The organism is Haloferax mucosum ATCC BAA-1512 (genome assembly GCF_000337815.1).
GTDB classification, from domain to species: Archaea; Halobacteriota; Halobacteria; order Halobacteriales; family Haloferacaceae; genus Haloferax; species Haloferax mucosum.
This window is the reverse complement of record NZ_AOLN01000018.1, coordinates 69,394-85,841: the sequence shown is the minus strand read 5'-3', so window position 1 is coordinate 85,841 and position 16,448 is coordinate 69,394. Positions and strand designations below refer to the sequence as shown.

15 protein-coding genes are annotated in these 16,448 nt (G+C 64.1%); 10 read left to right on the top strand and 5 right to left on the bottom strand.

Translation table 11 applies throughout. The annotated features are described in order from the left end of the window. Positions 1-223: 223 nt before the first annotated feature. The 9 genes from C440_RS13050 to tpiA all read left to right on the top strand — a co-directional run bounded on the left by C440_RS13050 (position 224) and on the right by tpiA (position 7,531). Positions 224-811, top strand: coding sequence for a gluconate 2-dehydrogenase subunit 3 family protein (locus tag C440_RS13050; RefSeq protein ID WP_008320982.1), 588 nt, complete (start codon positions 224-226; stop codon positions 809-811). Next, a complete protein-coding gene (locus C440_RS13045; protein ID WP_008320981.1) occupies positions 804-2,396 on the top strand; it encodes a GMC family oxidoreductase in 1,593 nt (530 codons plus the stop codon). The genes C440_RS13050 and C440_RS13045 overlap by 8 nt, the downstream gene beginning before the upstream one ends. A 70-nt stretch (positions 2,397-2,466) precedes the next feature. After that, entirely contained in the window at positions 2,467-3,435 is a 969-nt protein-coding gene (locus C440_RS13040; RefSeq protein ID WP_049915843.1) for a substrate-binding domain-containing protein, read from the top strand. 45 nt (positions 3,436-3,480) lie between these two features. Further along, the gene (gene hisC / locus C440_RS13035) at positions 3,481-4,566 is read left to right on the top strand and encodes a histidinol-phosphate transaminase (protein WP_008320978.1); all 1,086 of its coding nucleotides are present in this window, start codon (positions 3,481-3,483) and stop codon (positions 4,564-4,566) included. Beyond that, positions 4,563-5,072, top strand: coding sequence for an adenylate kinase family protein (locus tag C440_RS13030; RefSeq protein WP_008320977.1), 510 nt, complete (start codon positions 4,563-4,565; stop codon positions 5,070-5,072). Before hisC ends, C440_RS13030 begins: the two co-directional genes overlap by 4 nt. Beyond that, the gene (locus C440_RS13025; protein ID WP_008320976.1) at positions 5,069-5,671 is read left to right on the top strand and encodes a CDP-alcohol phosphatidyltransferase family protein; all 603 of its coding nucleotides are present in this window, start codon (positions 5,069-5,071) and stop codon (positions 5,669-5,671) included. The genes C440_RS13030 and C440_RS13025 overlap by 4 nt, the downstream gene beginning before the upstream one ends. A gap of 35 nt (positions 5,672-5,706) precedes the next feature. Continuing rightward, positions 5,707-6,144, top strand: a complete 438-nt coding sequence (locus C440_RS13020; RefSeq protein WP_049915841.1) for a hypothetical protein — start codon at positions 5,707-5,709, stop codon at positions 6,142-6,144. A gap of 83 nt (positions 6,145-6,227) precedes the next feature. Then, positions 6,228-6,755 carry a multiprotein bridging factor aMBF1 gene (locus C440_RS17155; protein WP_083894022.1) on the top strand — a complete coding sequence of 176 codons (528 nt, stop codon included), beginning with the start codon at positions 6,228-6,230 and terminating at the stop codon, positions 6,753-6,755. Positions 6,756-6,886: 131 nt separating this feature from the next. Further along, positions 6,887-7,531: a triose-phosphate isomerase gene (gene tpiA, locus C440_RS13005; RefSeq protein ID WP_008320970.1), complete on the top strand. Its 645-nt coding sequence runs from the start codon at positions 6,887-6,889 to the stop codon at positions 7,529-7,531. A 39-nt stretch (positions 7,532-7,570) separates the two neighbouring features. Here tpiA and C440_RS13000 read toward each other — a convergent pair whose 3' ends face one another. Then, positions 7,571-9,421, bottom strand: a complete 1,851-nt coding sequence (locus tag C440_RS13000) for a helicase HerA domain-containing protein (protein ID WP_008320969.1) — start codon at positions 9,419-9,421, stop codon at positions 7,571-7,573. Positions 9,422-9,569: 148 nt separating this feature from the next. Here C440_RS13000 and C440_RS12995 point away from each other — a divergent pair, with 148 nt between their 5' ends. Beyond that, entirely contained in the window at positions 9,570-11,411 is a 1,842-nt protein-coding gene (locus tag C440_RS12995) for a hybrid sensor histidine kinase/response regulator (RefSeq protein WP_008320968.1), read from the top strand. On the opposite strand, the gene dinB is transcribed toward C440_RS12995, so the two are convergent. The 4 genes from dinB to C440_RS12975 form a co-directional block, all read right to left on the bottom strand. Beyond that, positions 11,384-12,751 (bottom strand): DNA polymerase IV, encoded by a 1,368-nt coding sequence (dinB, locus tag C440_RS12990; protein WP_008320967.1) that lies wholly within the window; start codon positions 12,749-12,751, stop codon positions 11,384-11,386. The genes C440_RS12995 and dinB overlap by 28 nt on opposite strands. Positions 12,752-12,900: 149 nt before the next feature. Further along, on the bottom strand, positions 12,901-13,329 hold the full coding sequence (gene lrpA1, locus C440_RS12985; protein WP_008320966.1) for an HTH-type transcriptional regulator LrpA1: 429 nt from the start codon (positions 13,327-13,329) through the stop codon (positions 12,901-12,903). A gap of 118 nt (positions 13,330-13,447) precedes the next feature. Continuing rightward, on the bottom strand, positions 13,448-14,386 hold the full coding sequence (locus tag C440_RS12980) for a thiamine pyrophosphate-dependent enzyme (RefSeq protein ID WP_008320965.1): 939 nt from the start codon (positions 14,384-14,386) through the stop codon (positions 13,448-13,450). A 3-nt stretch (positions 14,387-14,389) separates the two neighbouring features. After that, entirely contained in the window at positions 14,390-16,285 is a 1,896-nt protein-coding gene (locus C440_RS12975; RefSeq protein ID WP_008320964.1) for a 2-oxoacid:acceptor oxidoreductase subunit alpha, read from the bottom strand. Positions 16,286-16,448: the final 163 nt, after the last annotated feature.

Here is a 16,448-nt window from a genome sequence, read left to right as displayed (position 1 = left end):
TGCTCTTTCTGGAGAGAATCGAAGCTGGTGTTGACACGGGATAACCGAACACACTCCCGAGATGACCGACCCTAGCAGTTCGACCGAAGCAAGGTATTCGGTCGCGCCGCCGATGTTTCTTCTTCGACCCCAGAGAAATACCACCTCGTCGTCGTGTTCGTCGTCCAACGATAATGCCTGCGGAGGACAAGCCATATGTTTAGGCTCGCCTAACTCCCGCCGAATGCGACTGACGCGACGAGACGCTCTCGCGGTGCTCGCCGGACTCGGCATCACCGGCGGTGCGCTCGGTCTCAGCACGCTCGACCCGACGGCCGCCGACGGAGATGGTTCGTCCGGCGACAGAGACCCCGCCGAGACGGACCTGCTGGCGACGATGACCGCCGCGGCGGAAGTCGTCTATCCGAGCCAAGTGACTGGCGTCGGTGAGTTCGTCGAAACGTACGTTACGGGCCGTTCACGCGATGCATCGCGGCAAGCCGCCATGGAAACCGTCGTCTCTGAACTGGACGAAATCGCCCGTGACTGGCACGGCGCACCGTTTGCCGACCTCGCCGCGGACGACCGGGACGACCTCCTGCGCGAACTCGGCGTGGCCGACTCCGAACCCGTCCCCGAAGGCAACGTCTCCGAGCGAGTCAGGTTCTACGTCGTGAACGAACTCCTCTATGCGTTTTACGCCTCGCCCACCGGCGGCCGCCTCGTCGGTATCGAGAACCCAATCGGACACGCCGGTGGAACTGACAGTTACCAGCGGGCGGCGATGGACGGCGGTCAGAGCGACGTGAACGCCGGGGAGAACGATGGCTGACGAACGAGCGAGAGCGCCGGTCGCCGACGCCGACGTGTGTATCGTCGGTGCCGGGCCTGCCGGCGGCATCGTCGCCCATCGGCTCGCGGAGTCGGGGCAGAACGTCGTCGTTCTCGAAGCGGGACCGCGATTCGACGGCGACCGTCGGGAACAACTGGAAGCACACGTCCGCCCCGGTCTCGACGGCCCGTGGGAGATGGGTGGCCCGCGCGACGCGTTTTCGTCGTCCGGCGAGTCGTTCTACCCGCTGAACGCGGCCCGCGTGAAAGGTGTCGGCGGAACCACGCTCCACTGGCAGGGCATGGTAATGCGCCTCCACGAGCGCGATTTCGAACTCGATTCGCGTCACGGCGTCGGTGCCGACTGGCCGCTTGACTACGACGACCTCAAACCCTACTACGCCGAGGCAGAGCGCGAACTCGGCGTCGCGGGCGCGATGGACAACCCGTACGCGCCGCCGCGCGACGACCCGTTTCCGATGACCGCGTTCCCGCCGTCGCACTCCGATTCCATCTTCGCGGAAGCCTGTGAACGACTCGGACTCGACATGCACTCGGTTCCGAGCGCCCGCAACGCCGAACCGTACGACGGTCGCTCACCGTGTGTCGGCTACGGAACATGTAAACCGGTCTGTCCGTCGGGCGCGAAGTACACCGCCGAATCGCACGTCGAGAAGGCCGAAGCGGCGGGCGCACGCGTTATCGACAGGGCACGCGTTCGCAGACTCGAACACGACGAGTCGGGCGAGCGAGTCGTCGCCGCCGCGTACACGACACCTGACGGGGAAACCCACCGGCAGGCGGCCGACCAGTTCGTCGTCGCCTGCGGCGGCGTCGAGACCGTCAGACTGCTCTTGCTCTCCGAATCCGACCGCCACCCCAACGGTCTCGCAAACTCCTCCGGAGTCCTCGGCCGGTACTTCATGGACCACCTCTTCGCTGGGATGGGCGGCCGCTTGGACCGCCCGACCAGACAGAACCACGTCGGCTTCAACACCAGCGAGTGTCACCAGTTCTACGACGACACAGAGCCGGTCAACGGCGTCAAACTGGAGTTTCTCAACTACGCCGGCCCGTCACCGGTCATCGACGCACTCCACGCGGACACGTGGGGCGACGAGTTGCTCGAACAGTTAGACGAGAGCTACGGGACGCACATCTCGATGGGCGCGCTCGTCGAGCAGCTCCCCCGCGCGGACAACTACGTCGGACTCGACCGGGAGACGACGGACGACTTGGGTGACCCGGTACCGGAGGTTCATTGGTCCATCGACGACCAGACGAAAACCGCGCTCTCGCGGGCGAACGAGGTGCAGGCGTCGGTACTGGACGAACTCGGCGTCGATGTCGAGTGGACCGTCGGTCCCGACAATACCGGCCCGGCGTTCCATCACATGGGAACGGCGCGGATGGGCGACGACCCCGATTCGAGCGTCGTTGACGCGGAGTGCCGAACCCACGACGTACGAAACCTCTGGATTGCCGGGTCGAGCGTCTTCCCGACCGGCGGGGCGATGAATCCGACGCTGACCATCGCCGCGCTCGCCGTCCGACTCGCGTCGTCGCTCCGCGCCCGCCTCTCGTAATCGACCCCGGTTGCGAGTCGTCGAGCGCGACACCGGAGAGGTTTACGTCGCTGACGCGAAAGGAGAGCCAATGCGTCGGCGACGATACGTACGGGCACTCGGGGCGGTGGGCGCGCTCGGCGTCGCGGGGTGTCTCGGCGACGGTTCGGGGAGACAGGAATCCACAACACACGCCGGTTCGGGTGGCTCAGCGACCGGTAGGACCGGCGGGACCGACGCGGCGGATGCGTCCGTAGACTCCGGCCGCGGCGACCTCGTCCTCGCCACGGCGACGACCGCCTACGACACGGGGCTTCTCGACGCGCTCCACGATGGATTCGACGACGCGTTCGGCGTGCGGGTCAAGACGCTGGTCCAAGGGACCGGCGCGGCACTTCGAACCGCGGCCGACGGCGACGCCGACGTGGTTCTCACCCACGCCAGAAGCGCCGAAGACGAGTTTCTCCGCGCCGGCCACGGCATCAACCGACGCGACCTGATGCACAACGATTTCCTCGTCGTCGGTCCCGACGACGACCCGGCGGGCATCGACGCGGTCGGAAACGACCCGGTTGCGGCATTCCAACGCATCGCCGACGCGAACGTGCTGTTTCTCTCCCGTGGCGACGACTCCGGAACCCATCTCAAAGAGCAGTCGCTGTGGGACCGCGCCGACGCCGACCGCGGTGGCCGGTGGTATCAGGCAACCGGTGACGGGATGGGCGACACGCTCAGACAGGCGAGTCGGCGCGGCGCGTACACGCTCGTCGATAGGGGAACCAACCACGTGATGGCGGATTCGACCTCGCTTTCGGCGTTCGTCGAGGGACCGCTCGGTGGCGGTCCCGACGTGTTGCGAAACGACTACGCGGTCATCCCGACGAACCCCGCGCGACACGACGTGAACTACTCGCTAGCGATGGCGTACGTCGGCTACCTCACCGGGCGCGAAGGACAGTCGATAATCCGCGAGTTCGGCGAGACGACGCTTTTCGTCCCCGACGCGCTCGACGAATCCCCGTCGTTCGACGAGTACGGGCCGACTGACGGGGCGGCCTAAGCCAGAGTACGCATCCTTAAGAACCGCGACCCGCATCTTCCGACCATGCAACCACGGGACCTCTCCGCGCACGCTCCCTACGTACCCGGTCGCGGGACAGAGGAGGTCGCCCGCGAACTCGGGATGGACCCCGAGGACCTGACGAAACTCTCCTCGAACGAGAACCCTCACGGCCCGAGTCCGAAGGCCGTCGCGGCCATCGAAGACGCCGCGCCGACCGTGAGCGTCTACCCGAAGACCGCACACACCGACCTGACCGACGCCCTCGCCGACAAGTGGGGTCTCGAATCCGAGCAGGTGTGGGTTTCGCCCGGTGCCGACGGCTCTATCGACTACCTGACCCGCGCGATGCTCAACCCCGGCGACGAAATCCTCGAACCGACGCCCGGCTTTTCGTACTACTCGATGAGCGCCCGGTACCATCACGGCGACGCCGCCCAGTACGAGGTGTCGAAGGCCGACGGTTTCGAGCAGTCTGCCGACCGCGTGCTCGACGCCTACGACGGTGGGCGAATGGTCTACCTCACGACGCCGCACAATCCGACCGGCTCTGTCGTCCCGCGCGACGAACTCGTCGAACTCGCCGAATCGGTCGCAGACCACACGCTTCTGGTCGTAGACGAGGCGTATGCCGAGTTTGCCGACGAACCGTCCGCAATCGACCTGCTCGCCGAGTACGACAACATCGCGGTCATGCGCACCTTCTCGAAGGCCTACGGACTCGCGGGCCTCCGAGTCGGCTACGCCTGCGTTCCCGAGTCGTGGGCGGACGCCTACGCTCGCGTGAACACGCCGTTTGCGGCCAGCGAGTTGGCCTGCCGCGCCGCACTCGCCGCGCTCGACGACGAACAACACGTCGAAAAGACGGTCGAGACCGCGCGGTGGGCCCGCGATTACCTCCGCGAAGAACTCGACGTACCGACGTGGGAGAGCGCCGGTAACTTCGTTCTCGCAGAGGTCGGCGACGCAACCGCTGTCTCGCAGGCCGCCCAACGTGAGGGCGTCATCGTCCGCGACTGCGGCAGTTTCGGCCTGCCCGAGTGCATTCGCATCTCCTGCGGCACCGAAGCCCAAACCGAGCACGCCGTCGAAGTCCTCAATCGCGTCATCTCGGAGGTGCCGACGGCGTGAGAGTCGTCGTCACCGGAACGCCCGGAACCGGGAAGACCACGGCGACAGACCGCGTCGCCGACGACCTCGACTGCGACGTGATTCACCTCAACCAACTCGTCAAAGAAGACGGTCTCTGGTCCGAACGCGACGAGGACCGGGACACGCTCGTCGTTGACCTCGACGCCGTCCGCGACCGTCTCGGCGACTGGGACGGTCTCGTCGAGAGCCACCTCGCACACCACCTCGACGCCGACCGCGTCGTCGTCCTTCGTTGCCGCCCGGACATCCTCGAACAGCGACTACTCGACCGGGGCGAACCCGAAGCCAAAGCCCGAGAGAATCGAGAGTCCGAGGCTTTAGACGTTGTTCTCGGCGAGGCAGTCGAGTTCCACGGCGAGGACGCCGTGTACGAAATCGACACGACCGACCGCGACCCCGACGCCGTCGCCGACGAGATTGCGGCAGTCGTCGCGGGCGAGCGCGAACCGTCCGCGGGGACCGTTGATTTCATCGAGTATCTATGACGCTCGACCAATACCGCGACACGGCAGACAAGCTTCTGGCACCGTTCGTCTCGGCGGCCGACACCGTCGGTCTCTCGCCGAACGGTGTGAGCGTCATCGCCTTCGGCTTCGCCGTCGCCGCCGGGGTCGCCTTCGGACTCGCCGACCCGCTTTGGTACGGTCTCGGCGCGGTGTTCGTCTTCTGCAACGGTTGGCTCGACCTCGTTGACGGCGCACTCGCACGCGAACAGGGCGTCTCCTCGAAGGCCGGCGACCTGCTCGACCACGTGCTGGACCGCTACGCCGACATCGTCATCCTCGTCGGTCTCGCCGCCGGCGTCGATTCGTTCGCACTCGGCCTCGCGGCGGTCACCGGCGTTCTGATGACTTCCTACCTCGGAACGCAGATTCAGGCGGTCGGTCTCGGACGCGCCTACGGCGGACTCGTCGGCCGCGCCGACAGACTGGCGCTTATCGGTATCGCCGGGGTTGCGTCGGCCGCGTACACCGATCCGCTCGGCGGATTCACGCTCGTCGGCTGGCTGTTGGTATTCTTCGCTGTCGTCGGCCACCTCACCGCAGTCCAGCGGTTTTGGGGTGCGTGGGGCGACCTGGCATAGAAAAGACTAATTTTTGACGCGACGGGCGTCGATGTGTGCCCTCCCCGCTCCCATCACCGTCCGAAGCGGTGTTCATGTTCGTCCCGTTCGTCGTCCTCGTCGCAACGTCGCTTTGGGTGTCACAGAACGCCGCCGCTCGCGGACACGGGTTCCCGAACGCCCTCGGCGCGATTACCGCGTTCGTTCCCATCGGACTCGTCGCCTATCTGCTCGTATTTGTCGGTCGCAATCCGAGGCAACAGCCACCGACGAGAGCCGAACGAGGCGCACTCACCGTCCTCTGTGCGGGTACCGCGTCGTATTCCGTCGGCGCGATTACGCTCCCGCCGGACCCGTACTCACAGGGCCGCTGGCTCATCGTCGCGTTTGCCGGACTCCTCCCCGTCTCGTATCTCGTCGTCTATCGGCGCGGCTATCGAGTCGTGACACGCCCGGTCGTTCGTCGCGTGCGGGCGCAGTTCGGCCGCGAGTAAACCGAACGACTGCGTGCCGGTCTGGCGCACGGGTGGTGGCCGGTGGCGTGCCTTTTATACGCGGTGGGCCGGTACGTGAGGGTATGCCTCAGTGCGAGATGTGCGGCTCCGACCGAGCCTCGTTGAAGACGGTGAAGGTCGAAGGCGCAGAACTGCAGCTTTGTGACGACTGCGCCGAGTTCGGCACGGAGGTCCGCACCGAATCGACTTCCAGCGCGAGCACGAAATACTCCACGTCGTCGTCGAGTTCGAAGGCGTCTCGCTCGTCGGGGTCGTCTTCGTCGTCTTCGTCCTCGTCGTCAACGCGCCGACGCCGCGACATGTTCGACGACATGGACGAGATTGCGAGCGACTACGACAGCCGAATCCGCGAGGCGCGCGAAGCCCGCGGCCAGAGCCAAGAGGAACTTGCACAGTCGCTCAACGAGAAAGCGAGCCTCATTCGAAAACTCGAACGCGGCGACATCCTCCCGCCGGACACCGTCCGGAAAAAGCTCGAACGCAAACTCGACATCACGCTCGTCGAGGGCGCGAGCGACGACGACTCCGAGTGGTCCAGCGGCGGTAACACCACGACGACCCTCGGCGACGTCGTCAAGCGAAAAGACTGAGACCGAACGGACGACCACTCGTCGTTCGACACGCTCCGTGTTTATCACGATTTTCTGCCCGAAAAAGCCGTCTCGTGGCAACCTCGGCCCGGAAAACCAATTTATTAGTCTCGGCAGGTGCGACTTCGATTGTGTTCATCCTAGTCAACCTCAAGGCGTACCCGTGTGACCCAATCGAAGTCGCCACCGCCGCGCGCGATGTCGCCGAGGAGTCCGGCGTCCGCATCGCGGTCTCGCCGCAGGCCGCCGACATCTCCCGCGTCGCCGACACCGGCGTCGAGACGTGGGCACAGCACGTTGACCCGAACGGTCACGGAAGTCACACCGGGAGCACCCTCGCCGAGGCAGTCGCCGAGGCCGGTGCCGTCGGAACGCTCATCAACCACTCCGAAAAGCGCCTGAAACTCGCCGACATCGACGGCTCCGTACAGGCCGCCGAGCGAGCTGGTCTCGAAACCTGCGTCTGTGCGAACAACCCTGCACAAATCGGCGCGGTCTCCGCGCTCGGTCCCGACTCGGTCGCCGTCGAACCGCCGGAACTCATCGGCGGCGACGTCTCCGTCGCAACCGCCGACCCCGGAATCGTCACCGACGCCGTCGATGCCGCGGCCAACGTTGACGACGACGTTGACGTGTACTGCGGTGCCGGCATCTCGACCGGCGACGATGTCGTGACCGCCGAGGAACTCGGCGCGTCCGGCATCCTTCTCGCTTCCGGCGTCGCCAAAGCCGACGACCCGCGGGCGGCGCTCGAAGACCTCGTCTCCGGACTATAAGCGACCGCGATCAAAACTCGTTTTCCGCGTCTCCGCGGGCTATGCTTCGTCGCCGACGTCGGTCGTCTCCGTACCCGACGTGTCGGCTTTCGCGTCGGTATCGGTCTCGGACCCGGCGTTCGTGTCACCGCTGGTGTCGTCGCCAGCGTCGTCGATGAACGCGGCTTCGATAGCCGCGACCGTCTCCGCGAGTTCGGCCGCGTCCAAGAGGTCCGCGTACTCGTCGCTCACGAGGTCCGGAAGCGCGTACTCGTACTTGCCGCGCCCGGCGTGGCGGATGAACCCCGCTCGTCGGAGCGAGCGGTTTCGTCCGTACGCGAGGTGTTGGTCGCCGGTCTCGCCCGCCGCGACGTGGGCCGCAAGCGGGTCGGAGATGCCCTGTTCGCGGTAGTGTGCGAGCATTCCGTGGTGGGCGTCACCGAGCGCGTTGACGATAGCGGTCATCCGGTCTACGACATCGCGGCGGCTTTCGGCACCCGGTGCCGGTTGGAGTTCGGCAGGTTCGAAATCGCCCATCTCGGCCCGGTCGGCCCACGACTCGTCGGCGTCGTCGGACGCCGCCTGCGACGCCGATTCGCTCGCCGAAATGTCGTAGCCGTGTGTCGGCCACGGCGGTCCGTCTGGGGCTTCGAGCGCGGGACGCGGGCGGTTCGGTTGCTCGCCTTCGGTCTGGGTGTTGCCGTCCGGAGAATCGGTGTCGCCCGCGGCGCGTGTGTCCGCTCGGCGTTCGTCTGCGACGAGGTCTGCCTCGGCTTCGCCGTACTCGGCGAGCGCGGCCTGTTTCTCCGTGGGTCGGTCGAGGTTCCGCCCGCTTCCGCCGCGATAGGGCGCTTCGGCTTTCTGGAACATCGCCTGTGCGAACTGGTCTGCCATCCGAGAGAGGTCTTGAGCCTCTTCCAACTCGCGTTCGAGTTGTCGAATTTTCGCGTCTTTCTTGTCCAACTTCTGTCTGAGGTCGGCGATGCGACTCTCTTGGCGCGCCTTCTCGTCCGAAATCTCCTTGAGGTCGGAGACGAGGTCGCCGTCGATAGATTTCAGGTCGGGGCGCTCGAAGTCGTCGAGTCCGGGGGTCGCGCCCGCGTCGAACGTCTGTTTTTTGTGGAACTGGACGCGGCGAATCGACTCGGACCAGTCGGTGACCAGAAATCCCTCGCCGTTGCCCATATCCTCGATGGCGTCGGCGTACTCGGAGCCGAGGATGCGGCCAACGACCTTCGTGTCGTTTCGCCAGGTGAGACGGTGCCAGACGAGCCAGTCACACTGGGTGATGAAGTCCTTTTTCACGTCGGCAGGGCGCTGTGAGATGCCGACGACACCGAGGCCGTGTTTCCGCCCGCGCTTGCCGATTTTGATGAGCATCTTGCCCGCTTCGTCCATCCCACCTTTTTCGGGGATGTACTCGTGGCACTCCTCGATGAGCATCAAAAACGGCTTTTTGAGCTTCTTTTCTTTGGCGAAGAGGTGCTTTGCGACCTCCGTCACCAACTCGTCGGCCGCGGCGTCGTCGAGGTAGCCGGACACGTCGAGGATGATGGGGACGTTCTGTTCGAGCGCGAGCGTGGCGAGGCGTTCTGCGTGCTCGGGACTTACCTGAATGTCGCACTCGTCGTCCGCCCCCGCGTGAAGGAGTTCGAACTCCTGTTTGAGACCGTAGTATTCCCCGTCGGTATCGACGATGAGTACTGGAAAGTTCGACGACAGCAGGTTCTCGATGATGACCGACGCCGTGTTCGACTTGCCCGACCCGGACTTTCCCGTGACGAACCCTCGTCCCGTGAGAATATCGACCACCGGCAGGTCAACAGTCGTTCCCGGGTCTTCCGTGCCCTCTCCCCCTGGACCGTCGCTGATCTCGGCAACCGAGATGGTTTCCGTGTCCGAATCCGTCATCCGGTTTGGTGGACTGCCTCGGGGGTCATAGTTCCTCCCCCTCTTCGACCGACAAGGGCGCTAACACGTTCGTCGAGAAACACGATTCGCGCGGTTCGTCGCCGTCTCACGCCGAAGATTTATCCTGTCTAAAGGTTAGTTCCGGTCGATGACGCACGGGGGAACCGACCACGTTACTATCTTGCACGTGGATGACGACCCGGCGTTCGCCCAACTTGTCGCTATCAATCTCGAACGTCGGGTCGAGGGGGCACAGGTTGAGACGTACGAGCGAGGCTCCGCGGTGCTCGAACGCCTCGAAGCTGGCGGCGTCGATTGCATCGTCTCGGACTATCAAATGCCGGGGCTGACCGGCGTCGAACTGCTGGAGTCGGTCCGCGAACGCTCTGCGGTTCCGTTCGTTCTGTTTACCGGCCACGGCTCAGAAGACGTCGCAAGCGACGCGATTTCCGCCGGCGTCACGGACTACGTACAGAAACACACGGGCGACGACCAGTGGCTCTTGCTTGCGAATCGCGTCGAGCGCGCGGTCCGCGAACACCGGGCGCTCGCCGCCCGCGAAGAGGCCGACCGGCGTTTTTCGACGCTCATCGAAGCGATGCCGGGCGTCGCGTACCGCTCGCCGCTCGACCCTAGGTGGCCGATTTCGTTCGTTTCCAAGGGATGCCGCGAACTCACGGGCTACGCCCGCCACGAACTCGAATCCGGCGAGGTTTCGTGGGGCGGCGATATCGTCCATCCGGCCCATCGTGGTGACGGGTGGGACGAAATCGTCGCGGCCGTGGAGGCGGGTGAACGGTACAAACGAACCTACCGAATCCAAACCCGAGCGGGCGAGACGAAGTGGGTCAGCGAACACGGACTCGGCGTGACAGAGCGCGGAGACGTCGCCGCAGTCGAAGGCTACGTCATCGACGTGACGAAGCGACGTGAGCGTCGGCGCGAACTCCGCGAAAAAGAGTCGCTTCTCGATTCGCTGTTCGAGAGCATACCCATCCACCTGTTCGTAAAAGACGAGGAAGCCCGGCACGTTCGCGTGAGTTCGGCGCATATCGACGACCCCGACGCAGTCGTGGGAAAGACGGACCTCGAACTGCAATCGAGACCGGCGTTCGAACACTGTCGCGCGTCGTTCGAAGACGACCGCCGAGTGCTCGAATCCAACGAGCCGATTCTCGACAAACAGGAGTATCTCCCGACTCTCGACCGATGGAATCTCACGTCGAAAGTCCCGTGGACCGACGACGACGGAACCGTGGTCGGCATCATCGGAATCACGCAGGATATCACCGAGCGAAAACACCAGAAACGGGAGATCGTTCGGCAGAACGAGCGGCTCAGCGAATTCGCAAATATCGTCTCGCACGACCTCAAAGGACCGTTGAACGTGGCAACCGGGAATCTCGAACTCGCCCGCGAAACGCAGGATGCCGACCGACTCGACACGGTCGCCGACGCGTTAGAACGCATCAACGATATCGTAGACGACGTGCTTTCGATGGCCCGTGACGGCCCCGCTGTTCTCGACAGAGAGTACGTCGGTCTCCACGACGCGGTTACCGAGGCGTGGCAGACCATCGGCGACCCCGGCGCGACGCTTGAGATGCCGGACGGACTCGGCACCGTCCACTGCGACCGCGTCCGCCTCGTCAGGCTACTGGAGAACCTGTTTCGAAACGCCGTCGAACACGGGTCCACCGCCCCGATAGTCACCGTCCGACGACTCGAAGACGAAGTCGGATTCGTCGTCATCGACGACGGACCGGGAATCCCCGACGAGGCGCGCGAACTGGTGTTCGAACAAGGATTCAGTACCGGCAAAAACGGAACCGGTTACGGGCTGTCTATCGTCGCCGACATCGCTGACGCACACGGGTGGACGCCGCGGATTCGAGATGCCGACGGCGACGGGGTGCGAATCGAAATCCTCACCGGCGGCGGCGGTGCCGCCGAAGGCGAGGCTCAGTCGAATTCGACCAGCGAGGACTGACCGCGCCGCGTTTTCGACCCGTCGGACCGCGAATCACCCGGGTTCGACGCCTCTGTGTCCTGTTTCACCCCGTCTCGGGTTGCTCTCGCATCCGGTGTTTCCCGCTCGTGTTCTGTTTTCGCTTCCGACTCCGCACCCGAAGGCGAAGGTGTGTCGGAATCGCTCGTCTCCCATCCGTCGAGACTCGACTGGTCGGCGTCCGAAAACGAGAGGTTCGAGACGCGAACGCCGAGCTTTCGGACGCGGGCGTCGCCGAACTCGGCGTCCAGCAGGTCGAGTGCGACCGACTCGACGAGGTCCGGGTCGTCCACGGGACCAGAGAGCGAACGCGCGCGGGTGCTGATGTCGAACGGCGGGACGACCACCTTGATGCCGATGGTTCGGTACATCGCGCCGCGCGACTGAGCGCGGTCCGCTACGTCGGCCGCGAGGGCGCGCACGACCTCGCGTTTCGCTTCCGCCTCGGTCGTTGGCTCGGTGAACGCCGATTCACGCGAGAGGCTCTTCGGTCGTCCCGTCGGGGTGACTTCTCGTTTGTCGTAACCGCGCGCTCGTTCGTGAAGTTCGCGGCCGCGAGACCCGAAGTTGGATTCGAGCACCGACGAGTCGGCCGCCGCGAGGTCACCCGCCGTCTCGATACCGAGCGAGCCGAGTTCGCGGGCCGTCACCGGACCGACGCCGTGGACCTCCTCGACTGGGAGCGGTTCGAGAAACGACCGGACCTCGCCGGGGCGGACGACGACGAGTCCGTCGGGTTTGTCGAAATCGGAGGCGATTTTCGCGGTGGACATGTTCGGCGCGACGCCAATCGAAGCCGCCACACCGACTTCGCGGTCGATTCGCTGTTTCACGTAGCGGGCGTAACCCTCCGCGAGCGTCCGGTCGCCAGCGGGCGCGAGGTCCCACGCGGTTCGGTCCGTGACATCGAGATACGCCTCGTCGATACTCACCTCGCGGACGACGTCGGCGCAGTCGTGGAGAATCGATTTGACCTCGGCGGCGATGGACTTGTAGAATTCGAGGTCGACGGTGCGGTAGTAGCCCGTCTCGGCCGGGTCGTCGCCGGGACCGACGTCGGCGCGTCGGGGGAGTCGGTCGAGTGCGGTGGAGATTGGCTGGGCGCTCTCGACGCCAAACGCCCGGGCTTCGTAACTCGCCGTGGCGACGGCACCGTGGGTTTCGCCCGATTCGTACCCCATCCCGACGACGAGGGGTTCGTCGGCGAGTGACGGTTCTCGGAGGCGTTCGCAAGCGGCGTAAAAACAGTCCATATCGACGTGGAGGACGATTCTGTCGGGACGGTCGTCGCTCGTCGTTCCCGGCAGTGTCTCTTCCGCCATTATCGGAGGGACGTGGGCGACATACCTGAACGTTCAGGTAGCGTCGTGAAAGTGGACACGCGGCAGGTGCGGACAAACGTCGGCGAATATTGCGGACCCAAATCGAATCGGAGAGGAGGAACGATGCGAGTATCGACGCTCGCTGGCAGTCACTTGAGTCGCTCTTGTAAGAACGACGGGTGTGCGGCTTCGACGCCGTTGATAGAGAGAATATCGTCGGAGATGACGTCGCCGAGTGAGTCGCCGTCCATGGCGCGAACCTCGGCCATGAGCATGTGGTCTCCGGAGGACGTGTACAGCGCCTCGACAGCGTCGAGTTCCTTCAACGTCCGCGTCGCTTCGACGTAGCGCTCGCTCGCAACGTCGATGCCGACCATCGCAATCGATTGCCCGGCGAGTTTCTTCGGGTCGATATCGGCCGAATAACCGATGATGACGCCGTCTTCTTCGAGCTTTCGGATATACTTTCGGACCGTCGGCTTCGACACACCCGCCCGGTCGGCAATCTCGGCGTACGACGCTTTCGCGTCTTCCTCCAGGACCGAGAGGATTCGTCCCTCCGTGGACGTAGATTCCATGCCCATTGATTTTACTACGGGAGAAAAATATCTTGCGAATCAGAAAACGGTTCTCCGTCACGCTGAACCCAACGGTAGAGCAGTCAAAAAACGGCCACCGGCGAACCGGCGGCTGGCGTTATTTGTGTTTGTCGAGGAAGTTGTCGAAGGAACGCTCCCACTCGTAGGAGTCGTCGAAGTACCGCTCTGCGAGCGGTTCCTCGGGCATCTCGCCGATGCGCTTTTTCTCCTGTTGGTAGGACGGACGGTCCGAATCGACGTAGTACCGGCCGGTGAGGACGGTACCTTCGTGCAGTGCGTTCTCCGTCTCGAACATCATCTCGGAGGCTTCCGAGCGGTTCGTCTTGTCGAACTCATAGTCCTCGGACTCGTTGATGTCGATGTACGGGACGTACTGTCGTGCGTCTTTGTTCCACGTCGGACACTGCGTCAGGAAGTCAACGTGGGAGAAGCCGTCGTGCTGGATGGCTTCGACGATGATGTCTTTCGCCTGGTTCGGGTTGACGGCGGCCGTCCGCGCGACGTACGACGCACCCGCGTTCAGGGACATCGAGAGCGGACGGAGCGGCGTCTTGGCCGACCCGTGGGGCTGGGTCTTCGACTTGTGACCCATCGGCGACGTCGGGGACGTCTGTCCCTTCGTGAGGCCGAAAATTTCGTTGTTGAACACGATGTACGTAATATCGTGGTTCTCACGGGCGGTGTGCATGAAGTGGTTGCCACCGATACCGTAGCCGTCGCCGTCACCGCCAGCGGCGACCACGGTCAGCCCGGGGTTCGCCAGCTTTGCGGCGCGAGCGATGGGGAGCGAACGGCCGTGGATGGTGTGGAAGCCGTAGCTGTTGAAGTAGCTGTTGAGCTTGCCGGAACAGCCGATACCGGTCGTCACCATCATCTCTTCGGGCGAGAGGCCGAGTTCGGCCGCCGCACCCTTCAATGCCTTGAGGACACCGAAGTCACCACAGCCCGGACACCACGTCGGCTGGGGTTCGAGTCCGGGCGTGAACTCGTTTTGGTCCTCTTCCGTTTCTTCTCCGATTGCGCTGAATGCACTCATGATTTATTCACCCACCTTGGGGACGAACTTCGTGCGGTTGTCTGGGAGCTCCTCGCCTTCGAGGAGCGCCGTCTCGAACCCTTCGACGATGTCGAGCGGTTCGAACGGGTTGCCGTTGTACTTGAGGAGACTCGACATCTTGTCGCCGTAGCCGCCGAGTTCCTTCTGGATGAGGCCGCGGAACTGCGCGGACGCCGTCATCTCGACGACGAGCGCTTCATCGACGCTGTCGAGGAAGTCCGTGACCTGCTGTTTCGGGAAGGGCATCATCTCGGAGACGCCGAGGACCTTCACCGAGTGGCCCTTCTCGTTGAGAACGTCCGCGGCCTCTTCGACGGTGCCCTGCTGGCTACCGAAGGTGATGAGACCGAGGTCGGCGTCTTCGTCGCCGTGGACCGTGTTGAACTCGTCGTCGTCGTTGAGTTCGGCGCGGATGGTATCGACCTTCTGCATCCGACGGTTCATCTGGGCGACGCGGTTCTCGGGCGATTCCGAGATGTGGCCGGCGGGCATGTGTTCGTTACCCGTAGCGAGGTAACGACCGCCCTTCTGGCCGGGAAGCGAGCGCGGCGAGACACCGTGTTCGGTGTCGTGTTGGAAGCGCTGGTACTTCCCGGAGTCGTCGTGCGGTGCCTCTTCGAGTTCCGCTTCCGTCAGGACCGAGCCGAGGTCGGCGTTCGGTTCCTCGTCGAAGACCGACGCCGGGACGTTGGACAGTTCGCCGCCGAGCTTCTGGTCGTAGAGGACGATAGACGGAATCTGGTACTCGTAGGCGAGCTTGAACGCCTTGCGCGTCTGGTAGTACGCCTCGGCGGCGGTGCCGGGGGCGAAGACGACGCGGTGGGAGTCGCCCTGCGACGTGTACAGGACGTGTTCGAGGTCGGACTGCTCGGGCTTGGTCGGCATACCCGTCGAAGGACCGGCGCGCATGGCTTCGACGAGAACGAGCGGCGTCTCGGTGATCTCCGCGAGACCGAGTGGCTCGGACATAAGCGAGAAGCCACCGCCGGACGAGCCGGACATGGCCTTTGCGCCGGCGTGCGAGGCACCGATTGCCAGCGCGGCGGCGGCGATTTCGTCCTCCACCTGCTCGGAGATACCGCCGAGTTCGGGGAGGTTCTGGGTCATGATGGTGAAGACTTCCGTCCACGGGGTCATCGGGTAGCCCGCGATGAAACGGCACCCTTCGTCGATGGCACCGTAGGCGATGGCGTCGGACCCGGAGATGAGAACCTGCTCTTCGTCGTGTTCGCCCGTCGGCGCCTGAATGTCCGGCGCTTCGACGTCGAACTCCTCTTGGACCATCTCGTACGCGTCGTCGAAGACGGTGAGATTGGGTTCGAGAATCTTGTCCGGCATCGCGTCAGACATCAGACTCTTGATGACGTCGGGTTCGATGTCCGCGATAGCGCACGTGACGGCGACACCGGCGGTGTTGCGCATGACCTCGCGGCCGTGTTCGCGGGCAATCGTGCGCAGGTCGATATCGTAGACGTGCCAGTTGTTCTCTTCGACGCGCTCGTCGAAGTCCTCGATTTCGGAGGGGTCGAGAAGACCAGAGTCGTAGACGATGACACCACCCTCGACGAGTTCGTCGAGGTTCTCCGAAAGCGGCTTGATTTCCTCGTTACCGTAGTAGGCACCCTCGCTCGGGTTGCGAGCGAAGGAGTCACCGAGGGCGAGAAGGAAGTTGTACCCGTCGCCGCGAGATTTGACGGGATCAGCACTCACGCGTACTTCCGTGTACGTGTGACCGCCGCGGATGCGCGACGGGTAGTGGCGATGCGTGAAAACGTGTAGCCCCGCTCGCATCAGGGCTTTAGCGAAGTTCTGGCTGGTCGAGGCGATGCCGTCCCCGGAACCCCCTGCGATGCGCCAGATAAGTTCGTGGTCAGTCATATTTTGAGCTCACGGCCCCGCTGGGGCGCTATCTGAAAAGTTGGGGAGGGTCCGATTAAAGACTTTGCTATGGATTAACAAGAAAAGATAATGAAGGACTTAATATTGTTAAATTGGGCAGGACACCCACAATCGAAATTGGACGAACGGATAGCTTGAAACG

Excerpts from the sequence above, each read along its gene's own strand:
- C440_RS13050 (WP_008320982.1), top strand. The coding sequence starts at position 224 with ATGCGACTGACGCGACGAGACGCTCTCGCGGTGCTCGCCGGACTCGGC.
- C440_RS13045 (WP_008320981.1), top strand. The coding sequence starts at position 804 with ATGGCTGACGAACGAGCGAGAGCGCCGGTCGCCGACGCCGACGTGTGT.
- C440_RS13040 (WP_049915843.1), top strand. The coding sequence starts at position 2,467 with ATGCGTCGGCGACGATACGTACGGGCACTCGGGGCGGTGGGCGCGCTC.
- hisC (WP_008320978.1), top strand. The coding sequence starts at position 3,481 with ATGCAACCACGGGACCTCTCCGCGCACGCTCCCTACGTACCCGGTCGC.
- C440_RS13025 (WP_008320976.1), top strand. The coding sequence starts at position 5,069 with ATGACGCTCGACCAATACCGCGACACGGCAGACAAGCTTCTGGCACCG.
- C440_RS17155 (WP_083894022.1), top strand. The coding sequence starts at position 6,228 with ATGCCTCAGTGCGAGATGTGCGGCTCCGACCGAGCCTCGTTGAAGACG.
- C440_RS13000 (WP_008320969.1), bottom strand. The coding sequence starts at position 9,421 with ATGACGGATTCGGACACGGAAACCATCTCGGTTGCCGAGATCAGCGAC.
- C440_RS12995 (WP_008320968.1), top strand. The coding sequence starts at position 9,570 with ATGACGCACGGGGGAACCGACCACGTTACTATCTTGCACGTGGATGAC.
- dinB (WP_008320967.1), bottom strand. The coding sequence starts at position 12,751 with ATGGCGGAAGAGACACTGCCGGGAACGACGAGCGACGACCGTCCCGAC.
- lrpA1 (WP_008320966.1), bottom strand. The coding sequence starts at position 13,329 with ATGGAATCTACGTCCACGGAGGGACGAATCCTCTCGGTCCTGGAGGAA.
- C440_RS12980 (WP_008320965.1), bottom strand. The coding sequence starts at position 14,386 with ATGAGTGCATTCAGCGCAATCGGAGAAGAAACGGAAGAGGACCAAAAC.
- C440_RS12975 (WP_008320964.1), bottom strand. The coding sequence starts at position 16,285 with ATGACTGACCACGAACTTATCTGGCGCATCGCAGGGGGTTCCGGGGAC.